The organism is Paenibacillus sp. FSL H8-0048 (genome assembly GCF_038002825.1).
GTDB lineage: Bacteria > Bacillota > Bacilli > Paenibacillales > Paenibacillaceae > Paenibacillus_AQ.
This window is the reverse complement of sequence record NZ_JBBODF010000001.1, coordinates 4,540,362-4,556,197: the sequence shown is the minus strand read 5'-3', so window position 1 is coordinate 4,556,197 and position 15,836 is coordinate 4,540,362. Positions and strand designations below refer to the sequence as shown.

Annotated in this window: 16 protein-coding genes; all 16 read left to right on the top strand. The window is 53.8% G+C overall.

The genetic code is table 11. The features are described 5' to 3' along the window. Nucleotides 1-32: 32 nt before the first annotated feature. The 16 genes from ftsH to dusB all read left to right on the top strand — a co-directional run bounded on the left by ftsH (nucleotide 33) and on the right by dusB (nucleotide 15,823). Nucleotides 33-2,078 carry an ATP-dependent zinc metalloprotease FtsH gene (gene ftsH, locus NSU18_RS19390; RefSeq protein ID WP_341015437.1) on the top strand — a complete coding sequence of 682 codons (2,046 nt, stop codon included), beginning with the start codon at nucleotides 33-35 and terminating at the stop codon, nucleotides 2,076-2,078. A 246-nt stretch (nucleotides 2,079-2,324) separates the two neighbouring features. Further along, a complete protein-coding gene (gene nadA, locus NSU18_RS19385; protein ID WP_036696456.1) occupies nucleotides 2,325-3,263 on the top strand; it encodes a quinolinate synthase NadA in 939 nt (312 codons plus the stop codon). Nucleotides 3,264-3,302: 39 nt separating this feature from the next. Further along, complete coding sequence (nadB, locus tag NSU18_RS19380) at nucleotides 3,303-4,919, top strand: L-aspartate oxidase (RefSeq protein ID WP_341015435.1); 1,617 nt, start codon at nucleotides 3,303-3,305, stop codon at nucleotides 4,917-4,919. Next, nucleotides 4,909-5,781 (top strand): carboxylating nicotinate-nucleotide diphosphorylase, encoded by an 873-nt coding sequence (nadC, locus tag NSU18_RS19375; protein ID WP_341015431.1) that lies wholly within the window; start codon nucleotides 4,909-4,911, stop codon nucleotides 5,779-5,781. Before nadB ends, nadC begins: the two co-directional genes overlap by 11 nt. Then, a complete protein-coding gene (locus tag NSU18_RS19370; RefSeq protein WP_341015430.1) occupies nucleotides 5,781-6,548 on the top strand; it encodes a type III pantothenate kinase in 768 nt (255 codons plus the stop codon). The genes nadC and NSU18_RS19370 overlap by 1 nt, the downstream gene beginning before the upstream one ends. A gap of 51 nt (nucleotides 6,549-6,599) precedes the next feature. Beyond that, nucleotides 6,600-7,484: an Hsp33 family molecular chaperone HslO gene (gene hslO, locus NSU18_RS19365; RefSeq protein ID WP_341015427.1), complete on the top strand. Its 885-nt coding sequence runs from the start codon at nucleotides 6,600-6,602 to the stop codon at nucleotides 7,482-7,484. A gap of 9 nt (nucleotides 7,485-7,493) precedes the next feature. After that, nucleotides 7,494-8,438 carry a peptidylprolyl isomerase gene (locus tag NSU18_RS19360; protein WP_341015425.1) on the top strand — a complete coding sequence of 315 codons (945 nt, stop codon included), beginning with the start codon at nucleotides 7,494-7,496 and terminating at the stop codon, nucleotides 8,436-8,438. A 174-nt stretch (nucleotides 8,439-8,612) separates the two neighbouring features. Further along, a complete protein-coding gene (gene cysK / locus NSU18_RS19355) occupies nucleotides 8,613-9,551 on the top strand; it encodes a cysteine synthase A (RefSeq protein ID WP_339252702.1) in 939 nt (312 codons plus the stop codon). A gap of 162 nt (nucleotides 9,552-9,713) precedes the next feature. Next, nucleotides 9,714-11,336 (top strand): anthranilate synthase component I family protein, encoded by a 1,623-nt coding sequence (locus NSU18_RS19350; RefSeq protein ID WP_341149815.1) that lies wholly within the window; start codon nucleotides 9,714-9,716, stop codon nucleotides 11,334-11,336. Further along, nucleotides 11,333-11,914 (top strand): aminodeoxychorismate/anthranilate synthase component II, encoded by a 582-nt coding sequence (gene pabA / locus NSU18_RS19345; protein WP_341149814.1) that lies wholly within the window; start codon nucleotides 11,333-11,335, stop codon nucleotides 11,912-11,914. Before NSU18_RS19350 ends, pabA begins: the two co-directional genes overlap by 4 nt. Then, entirely contained in the window at nucleotides 11,911-12,789 is an 879-nt protein-coding gene (locus NSU18_RS19340) for an aminotransferase class IV (protein ID WP_341015419.1), read from the top strand. The genes pabA and NSU18_RS19340 overlap by 4 nt, the downstream gene beginning before the upstream one ends. Beyond that, nucleotides 12,786-13,643, top strand: a complete 858-nt coding sequence (folP, locus tag NSU18_RS19335) for a dihydropteroate synthase (RefSeq protein WP_341151070.1) — start codon at nucleotides 12,786-12,788, stop codon at nucleotides 13,641-13,643. The genes NSU18_RS19340 and folP overlap by 4 nt, the downstream gene beginning before the upstream one ends. 33 nt (nucleotides 13,644-13,676) lie before the next feature. Beyond that, the gene (gene folB / locus NSU18_RS19330; protein WP_341015417.1) at nucleotides 13,677-14,039 is read left to right on the top strand and encodes a dihydroneopterin aldolase; all 363 of its coding nucleotides are present in this window, start codon (nucleotides 13,677-13,679) and stop codon (nucleotides 14,037-14,039) included. Nucleotides 14,040-14,048: 9 nt separating this feature from the next. Next, nucleotides 14,049-14,600: a 2-amino-4-hydroxy-6-hydroxymethyldihydropteridine diphosphokinase gene (gene folK, locus NSU18_RS19325; RefSeq protein WP_341015414.1), complete on the top strand. Its 552-nt coding sequence runs from the start codon at nucleotides 14,049-14,051 to the stop codon at nucleotides 14,598-14,600. Continuing rightward, nucleotides 14,552-14,761, top strand: coding sequence for a helix-turn-helix domain-containing protein (locus NSU18_RS19320; protein ID WP_036696484.1), 210 nt, complete (start codon nucleotides 14,552-14,554; stop codon nucleotides 14,759-14,761). The genes folK and NSU18_RS19320 overlap by 49 nt, the downstream gene beginning before the upstream one ends. 45 nt (nucleotides 14,762-14,806) lie before the next feature. Further along, complete coding sequence (gene dusB / locus NSU18_RS19315) at nucleotides 14,807-15,823, top strand: tRNA dihydrouridine synthase DusB (RefSeq protein ID WP_341015413.1); 1,017 nt, start codon at nucleotides 14,807-14,809, stop codon at nucleotides 15,821-15,823. The last annotated feature ends 13 nt before the right edge of the window (nucleotides 15,824-15,836 follow it).

Sequence of the window (15,836 nt, the reverse complement as noted above, 5' to 3'; positions counted from 1 at the left end):
AATAACTTGAGCGTTGCGAGAGGAGGTAGGGGATGAATCGGTTCATCCGGAATTCTGGTTTTTATTTGATTTTATTTTTAGTCGTGGTGGGCATAGTCCAGTTTGTAAGCAATGGAAATGAATCCGCCGATCTCCCTAGATATGACGAGTTGCGGCAGGAGATCTCGAAGAATAATGTGAAGAGCATGACGGTTCAGTTTGAGGGGAATGCCTTTCTGGTAACTGGCGAATATAAAGAGCTGCCACCCGAGGCTAAATCGAAGAATTTCTCCACTTATGTTCCTCCTACAGACCGGGCCCTTGATGAACTTGTGGCAGCAAGCGATCAGAACGGCATAGAACTGAGCCAGAAGAAAATGGAAGGTGACAGCATCTGGCTGACATTCCTTTCTTCCATGATTCCACTGGTCATCATGTTCATCCTGTTCTTCTTCCTGTTCAATAATGCACAGGGCGGCGGCGGCAAGGTGATGAACTTCGGCAAGAGCAAAGCCCGGTTATATAATGAAGAGAAGAAGAAGATCAGCTTCGAGGATGTTGCAGGGGCTGACGAAGAGAAGCAAGAGCTGGTTGAGGTTGTTGAATTCCTTAAGGACCCCCGCAAATTCGCAGCGGTGGGTGCCCGGATTCCGAAAGGGGTACTCCTTGTAGGTCCTCCGGGAACAGGTAAAACCTTGCTAGCCCGTGCAGTTGCAGGGGAAGCAGGCGTACCGTTCTTCAGCATCTCCGGTTCCGACTTCGTGGAAATGTTCGTCGGTGTCGGCGCATCCCGCGTACGTGACTTGTTCGAGAACGCGAAGAAGAACGCACCTTGTATTATCTTTATCGATGAGATCGATGCAGTGGGACGTCAGCGCGGCGCAGGACTTGGCGGCGGACATGACGAACGGGAACAGACCCTTAACCAGTTGCTCGTTGAAATGGACGGCTTTGGCGGCAACGAAGGCATTATCATTGTCGCGGCTACCAACCGCGCAGATATACTTGACCCGGCGCTGCTCCGTCCGGGCCGTTTCGACCGTCAAATTACGGTTGACCGTCCAGATGTGAAGGGCCGTGAAGCTGTACTGAAGGTTCACTCCCGCAATAAACCGCTGACCAAGGATGTAAGACTTGACGTCATCGCCAAGCGTACTACCGGCTTCACCGGTGCGGATCTGGAGAACCTGCTGAACGAAGCGGCATTGCTTGCTGCACGCCGTAACCGTAAGGACATTACGATGCGTGAAGTGGATGAAGCGATTGACCGTGTCATCGTGGGTACCGAGAAGCGCAGCCGCGTCATCAGTGACCGCGAGAAACGGATTGTCGCTTATCACGAAGCAGGCCATACCATTGCCGGCTACTTCCTTGAGCATGCTGATGTGGTTCACAAGGTCACTATTATCCCGCGCGGCCGTGCCGGCGGATATGTCATTATGCTTCCTAAGGAAGACCGGATGATCGTTACCAAGCAGGAGCTGCTTGATAAGGTAACCGGACTCCTGGGCGGACGTGTTGCCGAAGAATTATTCATTGGTGAAATCGGCACAGGCGCTTATAGCGACTTCCAGCAGGCTACGCGCATTGTGCGTGCGATGATTATGGAATACGGGATGAGTGATAAGCTTGGGCCCTTGCAGTTCGGTGCAACCCAAGGCCAAGTCTTCCTGGGCCGTGATATCGGACATGAACAGAATTACAGCGACTCCATTGCTTATGAAATTGATCAGGAAATGCAGAACCTTATCCGCAGCAGCTATGAGCGCGCAAGAGAACTGCTGACCAAGCACTCCAAAGAAATGCATCTGATTGCCAACACCCTGATTGAGAAGGAGACGCTGGAACTTGATCAGATCACAGAATTGATTGAGCAAGGCTACCTGAGTGAGGATGGCAAGCCGGAAGAAGGAGACGCCGTTACCAATGAAGCGGGCGAGCCGATTATTGATTCCATCGGTGATGTACGTGTCCGGATTCAAGGTAAGAATGACGAAGAATCCCCGTTAGACCTATCCAAGGATATTCCGAACAAGCCGGACCCTGAAGAGGGCAACGGACCGGATGACGGGAATAAGGGCGGCGGAAGTCTAGTCTAAGCTGTATTGAAGCAAATTGTGTAGTCTAGCCCGGAGAACCACTGGTTCTCCGGGCTTTTCTTTTAAATTATAAGAATGTATAGGTTTCACACGGTAACTTGTCCTCCGGTTTCTCTCAGAAACAGAGCGTCCGCTTAGATTGACAGGGGGTGGAACGTTGTGTACATTAGTGAATAAACATCAAATTTATCATTTATAAGAAATGTACTGGCGGCAAGCCATGAAGACATAAGGGGGAGACTGACCGTGGAAGCTCTGGCGCTTGAGCGCAAGCAGGAACAGAATCGAGAACTTCGTGTGCGCCTTGAACAGCTTAAGAAGGAACGGAATGCTATTATTCTGGCTCATTATTATCAGCGTGATGAAATTCAGGAGGTTGCCGATTTCCGGGGAGACTCTTTTTTGCTGGCCCAGAAGGCGGCGGAGACAGAGGCAGATGTAATCGTATTCTGCGGCGTTCATTTCATGGGGGAAAGTGCCAAGATTCTGGCGCCGAACAAGACGGTCCTGATTCCTGACGAACGTGCAGGCTGCCCGATGGCTGACATGGTCAATGTGGATGGGTTGCGGAAATTGAAGGCGCAGCATCCGGGTGCCAAGGTAGTAACCTATATCAATTCCTCGGCAGAGATTAAGGCGGAGACAGATATTTGCTGCACCTCAGCGAATGCGGTGAAGGTTATCGAATCGCTTGATGCCGAAGAAATTATCTGGGTGCCCGACAAGAATCTGGGTCAATATGTGCAGGATCAGACCGGCAAGAAGCTGATTATCTGGGAGGGCTATTGCAATACTCATGACATGCTTACTGTCAAAGATGTGATGGAGATGAGAGCCAAATACCCTGAAGCTGAATTTGTTGTACATCCCGAATGCCGCCCGGAAGTCGTAGCAATGGGGGATTATGTTGGCAGCACTACCTCAATTCTGGAATATTGCCGGAAATCGGACCGCCGGCAGTTTATTGTAGGCACTGAGGATGGAACTGGGTATCAGCTGCGGCTGGACAGCCCGGATAAGGAGTTTCATTTTGCCACCAAATTCCTGGTGTGTCCTAATATGAAGGTTAACAATCTGAAGAAGCTGGTCAAATGCCTGGAGACAATGAAGCCGCAGATCTATGTACCGCCTGCAGTCGCCGACAAAGCCAGAACATCCCTAGAGCGCATGCTACAAGTCCGGTAGCATGCGCTACTCTTTCGTTGAAACAGGTGAAAAGCGGTCATGATTCCACAATATTTGGTTGATTTTGATCTTCAGGGACTTCCTGTAGTTAAGACGGACTGCCTGGTTATTGGGTCCGGTATTGCCGGGTTATTCACAGCGATTAAGGCCAGCGAAGACCGGAAGGTTATTATGATTACGAAGAAGACCGTAATGGAGAGCAACACACGGTATGCCCAGGGCGGAATTGCGGCCGTCATTTCGGAGGATGATTCGCCCGCGTATCACCGTCAGGATACCCTGATGGCCGGCGCGGGGCTGAACTCCTCTGCGGCTGTGGATGTGCTGGTCAATGAAGGCCCCGAAGGCGTCCGCGAGCTGATCCGGCTTGGCACTATTTTCGATAAGGAGAATGGTGTCTTGGCCTTAACCCAGGAGGGGGCACATAGCCACCGCCGTATTTTACATGCAAATGGGGATGCTACAGGATATGAGATTGTCCGCGCACTCGCTGAACAGGCTGCCCGGCATGAGAATATTGAGACCTGGGATGACCATTATGTCATTGACCTGATTACGGAGGGCGGAGAGTGTCTGGGAGCGCTTGTACAGCAGCCTGACGGCGGAAGGTTGTTCCTTCAGGCAGATGCAACCATCCTATGCTCCGGCGGAGCAGGACAGCTATACCGTTACACGACCAATCCTGAGGTGGCCACCGGAGATGGAGTAGCTATTGCTTACCGTGCCGGTGCCCATATCCGTGATATGGAGTTCATCCAGTTTCATCCGACAGCACTCAGCTATCCTGGCGCTCCGCGCTTCCTGATCTCAGAAGCTGTGCGGGGAGAAGGGGCGGTCCTGCGGAACATTAACGGTGAGCGGTTCATGGAACGTTATCATGAGCTGCAGGAGCTGGCCCCGCGGGATATTGTTGCCCGTGCCATTGTAAGCGAGATGGAATTGACCAAATCAACCTTTGTCTATCTGGATATTACGCATGAACCGTCGGATATGGTTAAACACCGCTTTCCGACCATTTATGCGACCTGCATGAGCTACGGGCTGGATATTACAAGTGACTGGATTCCGGTGGCTCCTGCTGCGCATTATATGATGGGGGGCGTGAAGACCGACCTGAGCGGAGAGAGCACGGTTGCCCGCCTGTTTGCCTGTGGTGAGGTATCCTCTACTGGTGTGCAGGGAGCCAACCGGTTGGCCAGCAACTCTTTGTCGGAAGCCGTAGTGTTCGGCCGCCGGATCATTGAACGCATCCGTCAGCTGCCGCCGCTTGACCGGGATAACCTACCCTCAGCCTATCATCAGGCAAGGGTGGAAGCTCCTGCACAGGCGATTGTAGAACGGCGGCTCAAGCTGCAAAAGGCTATGGTGCGTTATGCCGGACTGCGGCGGAACCGGGAAATGCTGAATAAAGGCTTGGATGAAATCAAGCGCCAGCTGCCGATTTTTAGGACCAAACTGACAACACGGGAAGAATACGAGTTCGCCAATATGCTTACATGCTGTCTGCTGATCACCGAATCGGCACTGGCACGGGAGGAGAGCCGCGGTGCACATTATCGTGAGGATTATCCGCTGCGCAGTGACGCACAGTGGCAGAAGCATCTGCTCCAGATTCGCGAACTTGGAATAGTGGAGGAATTAAGTGATGATGTTTAACGGATATAATGAAGACCTGCTTAAGGCTATTAAGGGATGGCTGCAGGAAGATGTCGGCTCAGGGGATATTACCACCCGTACAACCATACCCGCAGGGCATGAGTCCAAGGGAATTATCCATGCTAAGGAGGACGGGATTATTTGTGGAATCCCCGTGGCCGAGCTGGTGTTCGAGGTCGTTGATCCTGGGCTCGTATTCACAGCAATGGTCCAGGAAGGACAAGCTGTCTCCAAGGGTACTGTGATTGCCGAGGTAGAAGGCAGCACCCATGCCATCCTGACCGGTGAACGGCTTGCCCTCAACTTGATGCAGCGGCTATCGGGTGTGGCTTCGCGCACGGCTTCTTTTGTAGAAAAGCTTCAAGGACTGCCGACCCGCCTGGTGGATACCCGCAAGACCACGCCGGGCCACCGGATGCTGGAGAAATATGCAGTCCGCATAGGCGGCGGAGCCAACCACCGTTACGGTCTGTATGATGCGGTAATGATTAAGGATAATCATATCAAGGGGGCCGGCGGCATCCGTCAGGCAGTAGGGCGTGCCCGTGCCAATATCCCGCATACCATGACCATTGAAGTAGAGACGGAGAGTCTGGAGCAGGTGGAGGAAGCGCTCGCGGCCGGAGCGGATATTATTATGCTCGATAACATGTCTCCTGAGCAGATGGCTGAAGCCGTGAGAAGAATCCGGACCAAGGCGAAGCATGTCACCATTGAGGCATCGGGCAACGTATCTCTGGAGACGGTCCGGGGCATTGCTGAATCGGGTGTGGATGTCATTTCGGTAGGCCGACTGACGTATTCCTTCGCCAGTCTCGATATCAGTCTGGACCTGAACGCGAAGAAGGAGGGAACCCTCTGATGATACTTGTCGTTGATATCGGCAATACGAACATCGTGCTGGGTGTCTACCGGGGCAGTGAGCTGCTGCACCATTTCCGGCTGAGCACTGCCCGCGGGTCCACTGTCGATGAATATGGTGTGATGATTCATAATTTGTTCAGCATGTCGAATCTGTCGTTCAGGGATGTCGAGGGGGTCATCATTTCTTCGGTGGTTCCGCCGCTCGTGCAGGTCATTGTGGAGATGTGTGTCAAATTCATCGGCAAGGACCCGCTGCTGGTGGGACCCGGTATCAAAACCGGGCTTAATCTGCGTTATGAGAACCCGCGCGAAGTGGGGGCGGACCGGATTGTGAACGCGGTTGCGGCGATTGAGCAGTATCAATGTCCGCTTGTTGTCGTTGATTTTGGTACGGCAACCACCTTCGACTGCATTGATGCCGGGGCCAACTACCTGGGCGGTGCTATCGTGCCGGGTCTGGTCATTTCTACGGAGGCCCTCTATCTGCGGGCATCCAAGCTGCCCCGGATCGAGCTGGAGAAGCCCAAGAAGGTAATCGGACGCAATACCGTACATGCGATGCAGGCCGGGATCATTTTTGGCTATGCCGGTCAGGTAGAGGGTATCGTCAGACGCATCAAGCAGGAGATGAACGCTCCCGTTCTCAAGGTTATTGCTACAGGGGGGCTGGCCTCACTGATTGCCAGTGAGACAGAGTGTATCGACGAGGTTAATCCGATGCTGACACTTGAAGGATTGCGCATTATTTACAACCGTAACAAATAATCTTAAAGATGAACCTATACAGAACAGACAGATAGGAGGAGTATGCACCCGATGGATAATAAGAAGGACCGCCTGGTCCGGGGGACGGCGATGAACGGAAGAGTCAGAGCGTTCGCTGTCCGTACCACAGAGCTAGTCGATGAATTGCGGCGCAGACATGATACGTATCCGACGGCTACGGCAGCGCTTGGACGTACGGTTACGGCCGCAGCTATAATGGGGGCCATGCTCAAGGGGCAAGAGAAACTGGCAATTATGGTCAAAGGAAACGGCCCACTCGGACAGATTACGGCTGAATCCAATGCCCTGGGAGAAGTTCGCGGTTATGTGAATAATCCGCATGTTCATCTGCCAAGCAACAGCATGGGTAAGCTGGATGTCGCAGGGGCGGTAGGAACGGAAGGCTTCATTGATGTCAGCAAAGATTTGGGCATGAAGGAGCCGTACCGGGGCAGTGTGCCTATCGTTTCAGGAGAGCTGGGTGACGATTTCACCTATTATTTTGCCCTCTCGGAGCAAACGCCTGCTGCTGTAGGACTTGGAGTGCTGGTGGAGACCGATAATTCAGTTAGAGTTGCCGGAGGCTTTATCATTCAACTGCTGCCCGGCCTGACCGATGAGCAAATTACCGAGGTTGAGCAAGCGGTTGGAGCCATGCCTTCGGTTACGTCCGTGCTGGATCAGGGGCTTGAGCCTGAGGAAATGCTGCGGATGCTGCTGCCGGATGCTGTGATCCTGGATGAGCTGGAGATCAGCTTTGTATGCCAGTGCTCACGGGAACGGATTGAGCAGACTCTGGTCAGTCTGGGTGAGCATGAGCTGGAACGGCTGATTGAAGAAGATGATACGGCAGAAGTCGTCTGCCATTATTGCAATGAGAGCTATGTATTTAACAAGGATGAACTGCAGGTAATCCTCGATCAAGCGAAGTCTTAGGGCTATGAGATGGTGACAAGACAGGAGCGCGCGCTGCGCAATGCCGTTATATTACTTGCCGTGGCAACGCTGGTACTGGGAGGGCTATTATTCTGGAGCCTGCGTGCTATGGCGCTGCTGAAGGCAGAGACGGCTGAAGGGGAAGCCTCGGATGTCGCTGCTGCCGGAGGCCAGCCGGTCACGGAACAGGAATGGATAGAGGAGCTTCAGAAGAAGCACGGGGAAGAAGTGCTGCTGAGCATGCTGAATCATATCGTGGTAGGCAAGGAAGCCGCAGCGCTGGGAATTACGGTCACGGATGAAGAGATTGAGCAGGAGCTGCTGCGCGGCATCTCCGGTTATAGCTCAGAAGAGCAGTACTATCAGCAGATGGAGTCTGAGCTTGGACTATCCCGTCAGGAGCTGCGTGAGGAGACGGCATACCGGTTGACGCTCCAGGCAATAGCTACGGCCGGCATTACGGTCAGTGAAGCGGAAATTGATGAATATCTGAAGCAAAATAGCGAGAGATTCATGCCCCGCAAGCAAATGCAGCTCTCTATCATCCAGACCTCCACCTACAACGAGGCTAGTACAGTGATGGACCGCCTGGAGCAGGGGGAGGATTTTGCAGAGCTGGCCCGGGAGGTCTCGATCGATGAGGAAAGCCGCCAGCACGGCGGCAGTATCGGAACGGTCGAGGAGAAGGACCCGTTCTGGCCTCAGGAGCTGCTGGAGACAGCAGCCGGGCTTGAGAATGGGAATATCGCAGGGCCGCTGCAGGTTGACGGGGGGTACGCTGTAATCCGTCTGGAGAAGCTGATTGATCCTGTCAAGCCGGATCAGGAGGAGCTGCGCCGGATGATCGGCCAGCAGCTGAGACTGGAGCAGGCAGCGCCCTTGCAGCAGGTAGAGCGTGAATTACGGGCCAAATACGATACAGCAATATATATTGACAACAGCCTGCAAGATTGATAATATGAGATTAAATATAAAACCTACTGATTTAGTCGGGAATATTAAGCGGTACAATTTCAACTGTTAGTTACCCAGGCATTGTGAGCCGGGAGCTACGGTAATATATGCTGATAGCATCTGTCATAAGTTCCGCACCCTAATTCATTTATCATTCCAAGGAGGTTTTTACTCATGGCTAAAGTCGTCAACAGTGTAACAGATTTGATCGGTGGCACACCGCTCGTACGCTTGAACCGGATTGTTCCGGAAGGTTCGGCAGAGATCTTCCTGAAGCTGGAATACCAGAATCCAGGCTCCAGTGTGAAAGACCGTATTGCCATCAGCATTGTAGAAGAGGCAGAGAAAGAGGGCCTGCTGAAGCCGGGTGGCACGATTGTAGAAGCGACCAGCGGTAATACCGGGATCGGGCTGGCGCTTGTGGCAGCGGCCAAAGGCTACAAGGCCATTATTGTTATGCCGGAAACGATGAGCCTTGAGCGCCGCAATTTGCTGCGCGCTTACGGCGCTGAGCTGGTATTGACTCCGGGATCGGAAGGAATGAACGGTGCGGTTAAGAAGGCTGAGCAGATTCTGAGCGAGAATCCGGATTATTTCCTTGCGGAGCAGTTCAAGAACAAGGCTAACGTGAAGATTCACCGCGAGACCACTGGACCTGAAATCGTTGAAGCGATCGAATCCGTAGGCGGCCCGCTGGATGCATTCATTGCCGGTGTCGGCACAGGCGGAACGATCAGCGGTGCCGGTGAAGTGCTGAAGAATCAATATCCGGGCGTGAAGATCTATGCGGTAGAACCTGCCGCTTCACCGATTCTGGCTGGAGGCAAACCGGGCCCGCACAAGATTCAGGGTATCGGCGCTAACTTCGTGCCAGAAATTCTGAATCAGGATATCTATGATGAGATTATTCATGTTGAGAATGATGAAGCGTTCGAAACTGCCCGCCGCGTAGCCAAGGAAGAAGGCGTGCTGTCCGGTATTTCCTCCGGTGCGGCTGTATTTGCTGCCCTGAAGGTGGCGAAGGAACTGGGCGCAGGCAAGAAGATTGTTGTCATCATCCCAAGCAACGGCGAACGTTACCTGAGCACTCCGCTTTATAACTTTGAAGTATAATTGCTGAGCATTCAGCTCGTTAGAAGAGCCTGCCCTATCCGCTTTCACAGGGATACTGCAGGCTCTTTTTTGAATAATAACTAATATAAGTCGTTTGGGCTTTTCAAAGTAACCCTATGTACAGTATACTGACAGGCAATAAACTATCGATGAGACGGGAGAATGGTTGTGGAGATCTTAACGGCTTGGCAGGACTGGGAGCAATGGGCAGAAGCAGATGAAGCCTGGAGCATCTTGCCCCTGATCCTGAGGAAACGGCAGGACAATCAGGGCTTGCCCCGCAGCTGGAAGCAGGCCTGGGAACAGGCTTCCCCCTATTCGGTTGTTCTGGAGAGCGGCAAGGGCGGGCGCTACACCTATCTGGGACTAAGCCCTGTCTCGATCATTGAAGGCCGGAGAGCCGTTGCACAGAGCTATACTCCCGGAGCTAAGGCTACGGGGCATATAGAATCTGCCGTAACAGAAGGCCAGCCGCTGCAAGTGCTTCAGGCATGGATGAAGGAATATACGTCTCCCCGCCTGACACTCGATGGTCTGCCGCCATTCACCGGAGGCTGTATCGGATTTCTTGGCTATGATGTGGCCCGTTCCCTGGAGAAGCTGCCGTCGCTTGCCAGGAACAACCCAGAATTTCCGGATTATCTGTTCATGAGACTGGAAGAAGTGTGGATCTACGATGAGCAGGAGCAGCAGCTCTACTGTGCAGTTCATGTTCCTGTGCCGGATACGGTATCCGGTGACCTGGACGGGCTAAGGAGACTATATGAGGCTGCTGTGCACCGTGCGGAGCGCATGGAGGAGCAGTGGGGCCTTCTCTACGCACCGGCAGAGCCGGAAGAAGCCGCTGCTGCAAGGTATGCCGGGCTTACCCGCAGGGTGGAGAGCGAGACCGAGAATACCGGTGAGTGGCCCGGTATGAACTCGGATTTCTCTGCCGCGCACTTTCAGCAGGCTGTGCTGAAGGTCCAGGAATACATCCGTGCGGGGGATGTCTTCCAGGTGAACCTCTCGCTGCGCCAGCAGGCGCAGCTCAAATCCACACCCGAGGACGTCTACGAATGGCTCCGTAGACTCAACCCGTCCCCGTACATGGGGCTGCTCCGCACGCCCGGCTTCGCGCTCTCCAGCGCATCGCCGGAGCTGCTCGTCAAGCTGCACGGGGACAAGGTCAGCGCCCGCCCCATTGCCGGCACCCGGCGGCGGGGCCACACTCCCGCGGAGGACGCCGCCATGGAGGCGGAGCTGCGCGGGAGCGAGAAGGAGATCGCCGAGCATATCATGCTTGTCGATCTGGAGCGCAGCGACATCGGCCGTGTCGCTGCCTACGGAACGGTCAGCGTGCCGGAGCTGCTGACCGTGGAGCGATACTCGCATGTGATGCATCTCGTCTCGCAGGTCGAGGGAATCGTCGCTCCCGGCAGGGATGCGTACGATGTCATTGCCGCCTTGTTCCCCGGCGGCACCATCACGGGCGCGCCCAAGGTGCGCACCATGGAGATCATTGAAGAGCTGGAGCCGGTCCGCCGGGGGCCATATACTGGATCTATGGGCTGGATTGACTATAACGGCAATATGGAATTAAATATAATCATACGCACGCTCGCCGTGAAGGACGGAATCGGCTACATTCAGACAGGTGCTGGAATTGTAATTGATTCAGATCCTTACCGTGAGTACCGGGAATGCCACAACAAAGCCAAAGCGGTAGTAAAAGCCATTCTCTGCAGTGAACGCGAGCAGGAAGAGCGGGCTGCCCTCGGCGCCGAAGGAGGAAGCGCATTATGATCTTGGTCATCGATAATTATGATTCCTTTACGTATAACCTGGTGCAGTATCTGGGTGAGCTGGGGGAAGAGGTTAAGGTAGCGCGCAACGATGAGATCAGCCTTGAGGAGATAGAAGCATTAGCCCCGGATCATATTCTGATCTCTCCGGGACCCTGCACACCGAATGAGGCAGGCATCAGCCTTGCGCTGCTGCAGCATTTCAAAGGGATCATCCCCATATTCGGCGTATGTCTCGGACACCAGGCGATCGGACAGGCTTTTGGCGGTAATGTCATCCGTGCAGAACGTCTTATGCATGGTAAAACCTCGCCGATCCACCATAACGGTACCTCCGTATTTGAAGGGCTGGAGTCTCCATTCACAGCCACACGCTACCATTCACTGATCGTGGAACGTGAGAGTCTGCCGGATTGTCTGGAGATTACCGCCGAGACCGCTGAAGGCGAGATCATGGCCCTGCGGCATAAGGAATACCCGATTGAAGGGGTGCAGTTCCATCCCGAGTCAATCATTACGAATCACGGGCATACCATGCTGCGCAATTTCCTGAAACGGAGAGCCGGAGAACCGGCATGAAATATATAGGAATTAATAACAAAGCAGTCGACGCCAAAGACGCCGTGGTCTCCGCTCTGGATCACGGCTTTTTGTACGGCATGGGCCTGTTCGAGACCTTCCGTACGTATGGGGGACAGCCTTTCCTGCTGGAGCGCCATCTGAGCAGAATGGCAGCGGGCTGCCGCCAGCTGGGCATTCCTTTTGAGCCGGATATACAGGGGCTGCGGGAATGGATTCAGCTTGTAATGGACAAGAATGAGCTTAGTGAGGCGTATATCCGCTACACCGTTACGGCCGGTGAGGATATTCTGGGTCTGCCATCTGCAGCCTATAAGCAGCCTAATCAGCTGCTCTATATCAAAGCTTTGCCGGTCACACCAACCGGCTTATACACGGAAGGCAAAGAACTTCAGCTTTTGAACCACCGGCGTAATACCCCGGAGGGACCGGTAAGACTCAAATCGCTGCACTATATGAACAACATTCTGGCAAAACGTGAATTGGCCGGATATCCGTCCGCAGAGCATGGGGCCGAGGGACTTATGCTGACCGCACAGGGAGAGCTCGCCGAGGGCATTGTGAGCAATATTTTTTTCATCTCCAATAAAAGGCTCTATACCCCCGATATAGCCACCGGAATTCTACCGGGAATTACCCGGGAAATGGTGCTTGAGCTGGCAGCGGCCAGCCTTCAGCCGGAACAGGGCTTGTACCGCTGGGAGCAGCTTGCGGATGCGGATGAAATCTTCCTCACCAATTCGGTGCAGGAGATTGTACCGGTAAGTACATTATGGAATGGAGACCGGCGGGTAACCATAGGCAGCGGGCGCTGTGGAGAGCAGACGGCTGCACTTATGAGGCTGTACAGAGAAAGGACGGATATGCTGATATGAAGCCGATCATCTATGAACGGACTTACCGCTGCGGAAGCAGCGAGCTGAAATTGGGCAAGCGCACGCTGATTATGGGGATACTCAATGTGACGCCGGACTCCTTTTCGGATGGGGGTCTGTGGGCGGAGCGGGATAGAGCGGTAGAGCATGCGCTGCAAATGGCGGCAGAGGGTGCCGATATTATCGATATAGGCGGAGAATCCACGCGTCCGGGTCACCAGCCGGTGAGTGCTGAAGAGGAATTGGCCCGTGTCCTTCCTGTCATTGAGCGTATCCATCATGCCGCTCCGCATCTCCCCCTCTCTATAGATACTTACAAGGCGGAAGTCGCCCGTCAGGCGATTCAGGCCGGTGCGCATATTATCAACGATGTATGGGGTGCCAAGGCCGATCCGCAGATGGCGGCGGTTGCTGCGCAGGCAGACTGTCCGATCATTCTGATGCATAACCGTCATGACCGTGATTATAAGGACTTGATCAACGACATGACGAATGACTTGAGTGTGAGTATTGACCTGGCGCTGGCAGCGGGAGTGAAGCCGGAGAATATTATTTTGGACCCGGGAATCGGTTTTGCCAAGGACTATGCAGAGAATCTTCAGGTCATGACGGGGCTAAGCGCACTGACGAAGCTGGGGTACCCGGTGCTGCTGGCCACTTCGCGCAAAAAATTCATCCGCACCGCCCTCGGTCTGCCCGCAGATGATGTCTTGGAGGGGACCGCGGCTACTGTTGCCTTCGGGATTGCTCAGGGCTGTCAGCTTGTGCGGGTTCATGATATTGCGGCAATGAAACGTACCGTAGAGATGTGTGACGCCATGTTCTATGCAGGGTCCCCTGTGCTCAGCATATAGATTATATTTTTCAAGAGAAGGCAGGTACCCTTAATGGATAAAATGAAGCTGCACCGCATGGAATATTACGGTTACCACGGAGTGTTTGAAGAGGAACGGAAGCTCGGCCAACGTTATTATATCGACCTTGAGCTGGAGCTTGATCTGCAGGGCGCGGGGCTCAGCGATGATCTGGAGCAGACCGTCAATTATGCTGAAGTTCATGTTCTGGTCAAAAAAATTGTCGAAACCCAGTCCTTTAAGCTGATAGAAGCTTTGGCGGAACGTATTGCATCCGGGTTACTGGACACTTATACTGTTATCAATGCAGTAACGGTCCAGGTGACCAAGCCGCATCCTCCTTTTGATATTCATTTTCAGGGAGTCACTGTAGAATTGCGCCGGACGAGAAAGTGAGACAGACTGATGAACATACCTTCCACCTCTGAGGCATCAGAGGCTTATATTGCTTTAGGGGCTAACCTGGGTGACCGTCAAGGCACCTTGAGAGAAGCCCTGAACCGGCTGGAGCATCACGACAAGATTGAAGTTGTGCGCACCTCCCGGGTCTACGAGACGGAGCCTGTCGGTTATCTGGATCAGCCTCAGTTTCTTAACATGGCGGCTGTTCTGCGCACCACACTGGCACCGGAGGATCTGCTTCATGTGATGCTGGACACGGAGAACCAGCTCGGCCGGGTCCGGGATGTGCGGTATGGACCGAGAACGGTAGATTTGGATTTGCTGTGGGTAGAGGGGCTGACCCTGGACACACCGGATCTGACACTGCCCCATCCGAGGATGCTGGAGCGGGCGTTTGTCCTTCTGCCGCTAAGCGATATTCTATCGCAGAACGAAGAGACTTCCGGATTCCGCAGACTCATTACAACAGCGCTGCAAGACATAGACGGAAAGGCAGGAATTCGCCTGTGGACAACAAACGTATGGGAATGCGGGTCAGAGCGTTCCGGAAGCTAAAGGGCTACACGCAGCAGGAACTGGCGGATTCTGTCGGAATATCACTTGCTGTGCTTGGCGCAGTGGAGCGGGGCAACCGACGTTTGGAAGATCAAATTTTAAATAAAATTGCGGATTTTCTGGAAGTGACCGTAGAGGAATTGGCCCATCCGGCACCATAAGACCGGGCTGAACGTTACAAATTGAGGTAGGGAAGTGATTGGGCCATGCTGAAGATTGGTGATATTGAATTGAAGAATCAGGTCGTGCTGGCGCCGATGGCTGGCGTATGTAACCCGGCATTTCGTCTGATTGCCAAGGAATTCGGGACTGGCCTGGTCTGTGCGGAGATGGTCAGCGGCAAGGCGATCGTACATGGCAACCAGCGTACGCGTGAGATGCTGTTTGTCGATGAGCGCGAGAAACCGCTGAGTCTGCAGATTTTTGGCGGGGACCGGGAATCGCTGGTGGATGCGGCGAGAATTGTCGACAAAGAAACCAATGCCGATATCATCGACATTAATATGGGCTGTCCGGTGCCGAAGGTGACCAAATGCGATGCCGGAGCACGCTGGCTGCTGAATCCGGACAAAATCTATGAGATGGTATCTGCCGTAGTCGAGGCCGTGGACAAACCGGTCACTGTGAAGATGCGGATCGGCTGGGACAGCGAGCATATCTTTGTGGAAGAAAATGCGCGTGCGGTGGAACGGGCCGGCGGAGCGGCCGTCAGTGTACATGGGCGAACCCGCGAGCAGCTCTATACCGGGCGCGCCGACTGGAATTATATCCGTATGGCTAAAGAGGCTGTATCGATTCCGGTGATCGGCAACGGTGATGTGAATACGCCGGAGGATGCACGGGCGATGCTGGACCAGACCGGCTGCGACGGTGTAATGATCGGGCGTGGCGCACTGGGCAATCCGTGGATGCTGTACCGGACGATTCAATATTTGGATACGGGTGTACTGATGTCTGAGCCTGGCGCTGAAGAGAAGATCAAGGTAGCCATTCTTCATATGGACCGCCTGATTGCCCTTAAGGGTGAAGCGGTGGCTGTCCGCGAGATGCGCAAGCATCTGGCCTGGTATTTGAAGGGCTTTAAGGCAGCGGCCCGCGTGAAGGACGTTATTATGGAAGAAACGAAACGTGACGAGATGGTGCGGATTTTGAATGATTTTGTCGGTCAGCTTAAGCAGGATGAGGAGCAGAGTAGCGCGGATAGTGCGCTTTTTGCCGTATGAGCCTCAGATAATC

Bases quoted from the DNA above. Each gene is read 5' to 3' on its own strand.
- ftsH (WP_341015437.1), top strand. From the start codon at position 33: ATGAATCGGTTCATCCGGAATTCTGGTTTTTATTTGATTTTATTTTTA.
- nadB (WP_341015435.1), top strand. From the start codon at position 3,303: ATGATTCCACAATATTTGGTTGATTTTGATCTTCAGGGACTTCCTGTA.
- nadC (WP_341015431.1), top strand. From the start codon at position 4,909: ATGATGTTTAACGGATATAATGAAGACCTGCTTAAGGCTATTAAGGGA.
- NSU18_RS19370 (WP_341015430.1), top strand. From the start codon at position 5,781: ATGATACTTGTCGTTGATATCGGCAATACGAACATCGTGCTGGGTGTC.
- hslO (WP_341015427.1), top strand. From the start codon at position 6,600: ATGGATAATAAGAAGGACCGCCTGGTCCGGGGGACGGCGATGAACGGA.
- NSU18_RS19360 (WP_341015425.1), top strand. From the start codon at position 7,494: ATGGTGACAAGACAGGAGCGCGCGCTGCGCAATGCCGTTATATTACTT.
- cysK (WP_339252702.1), top strand. From the start codon at position 8,613: ATGGCTAAAGTCGTCAACAGTGTAACAGATTTGATCGGTGGCACACCG.
- NSU18_RS19350 (WP_341149815.1), top strand. From the start codon at position 9,714: ATGGTTGTGGAGATCTTAACGGCTTGGCAGGACTGGGAGCAATGGGCA.
- pabA (WP_341149814.1), top strand. From the start codon at position 11,333: ATGATCTTGGTCATCGATAATTATGATTCCTTTACGTATAACCTGGTG.
- NSU18_RS19340 (WP_341015419.1), top strand. From the start codon at position 11,911: ATGAAATATATAGGAATTAATAACAAAGCAGTCGACGCCAAAGACGCC.
- folP (WP_341151070.1), top strand. From the start codon at position 12,786: ATGAAGCCGATCATCTATGAACGGACTTACCGCTGCGGAAGCAGCGAG.
- folB (WP_341015417.1), top strand. From the start codon at position 13,677: ATGGATAAAATGAAGCTGCACCGCATGGAATATTACGGTTACCACGGA.
- folK (WP_341015414.1), top strand. From the start codon at position 14,049: ATGAACATACCTTCCACCTCTGAGGCATCAGAGGCTTATATTGCTTTA.
- dusB (WP_341015413.1), top strand. From the start codon at position 14,807: ATGCTGAAGATTGGTGATATTGAATTGAAGAATCAGGTCGTGCTGGCG.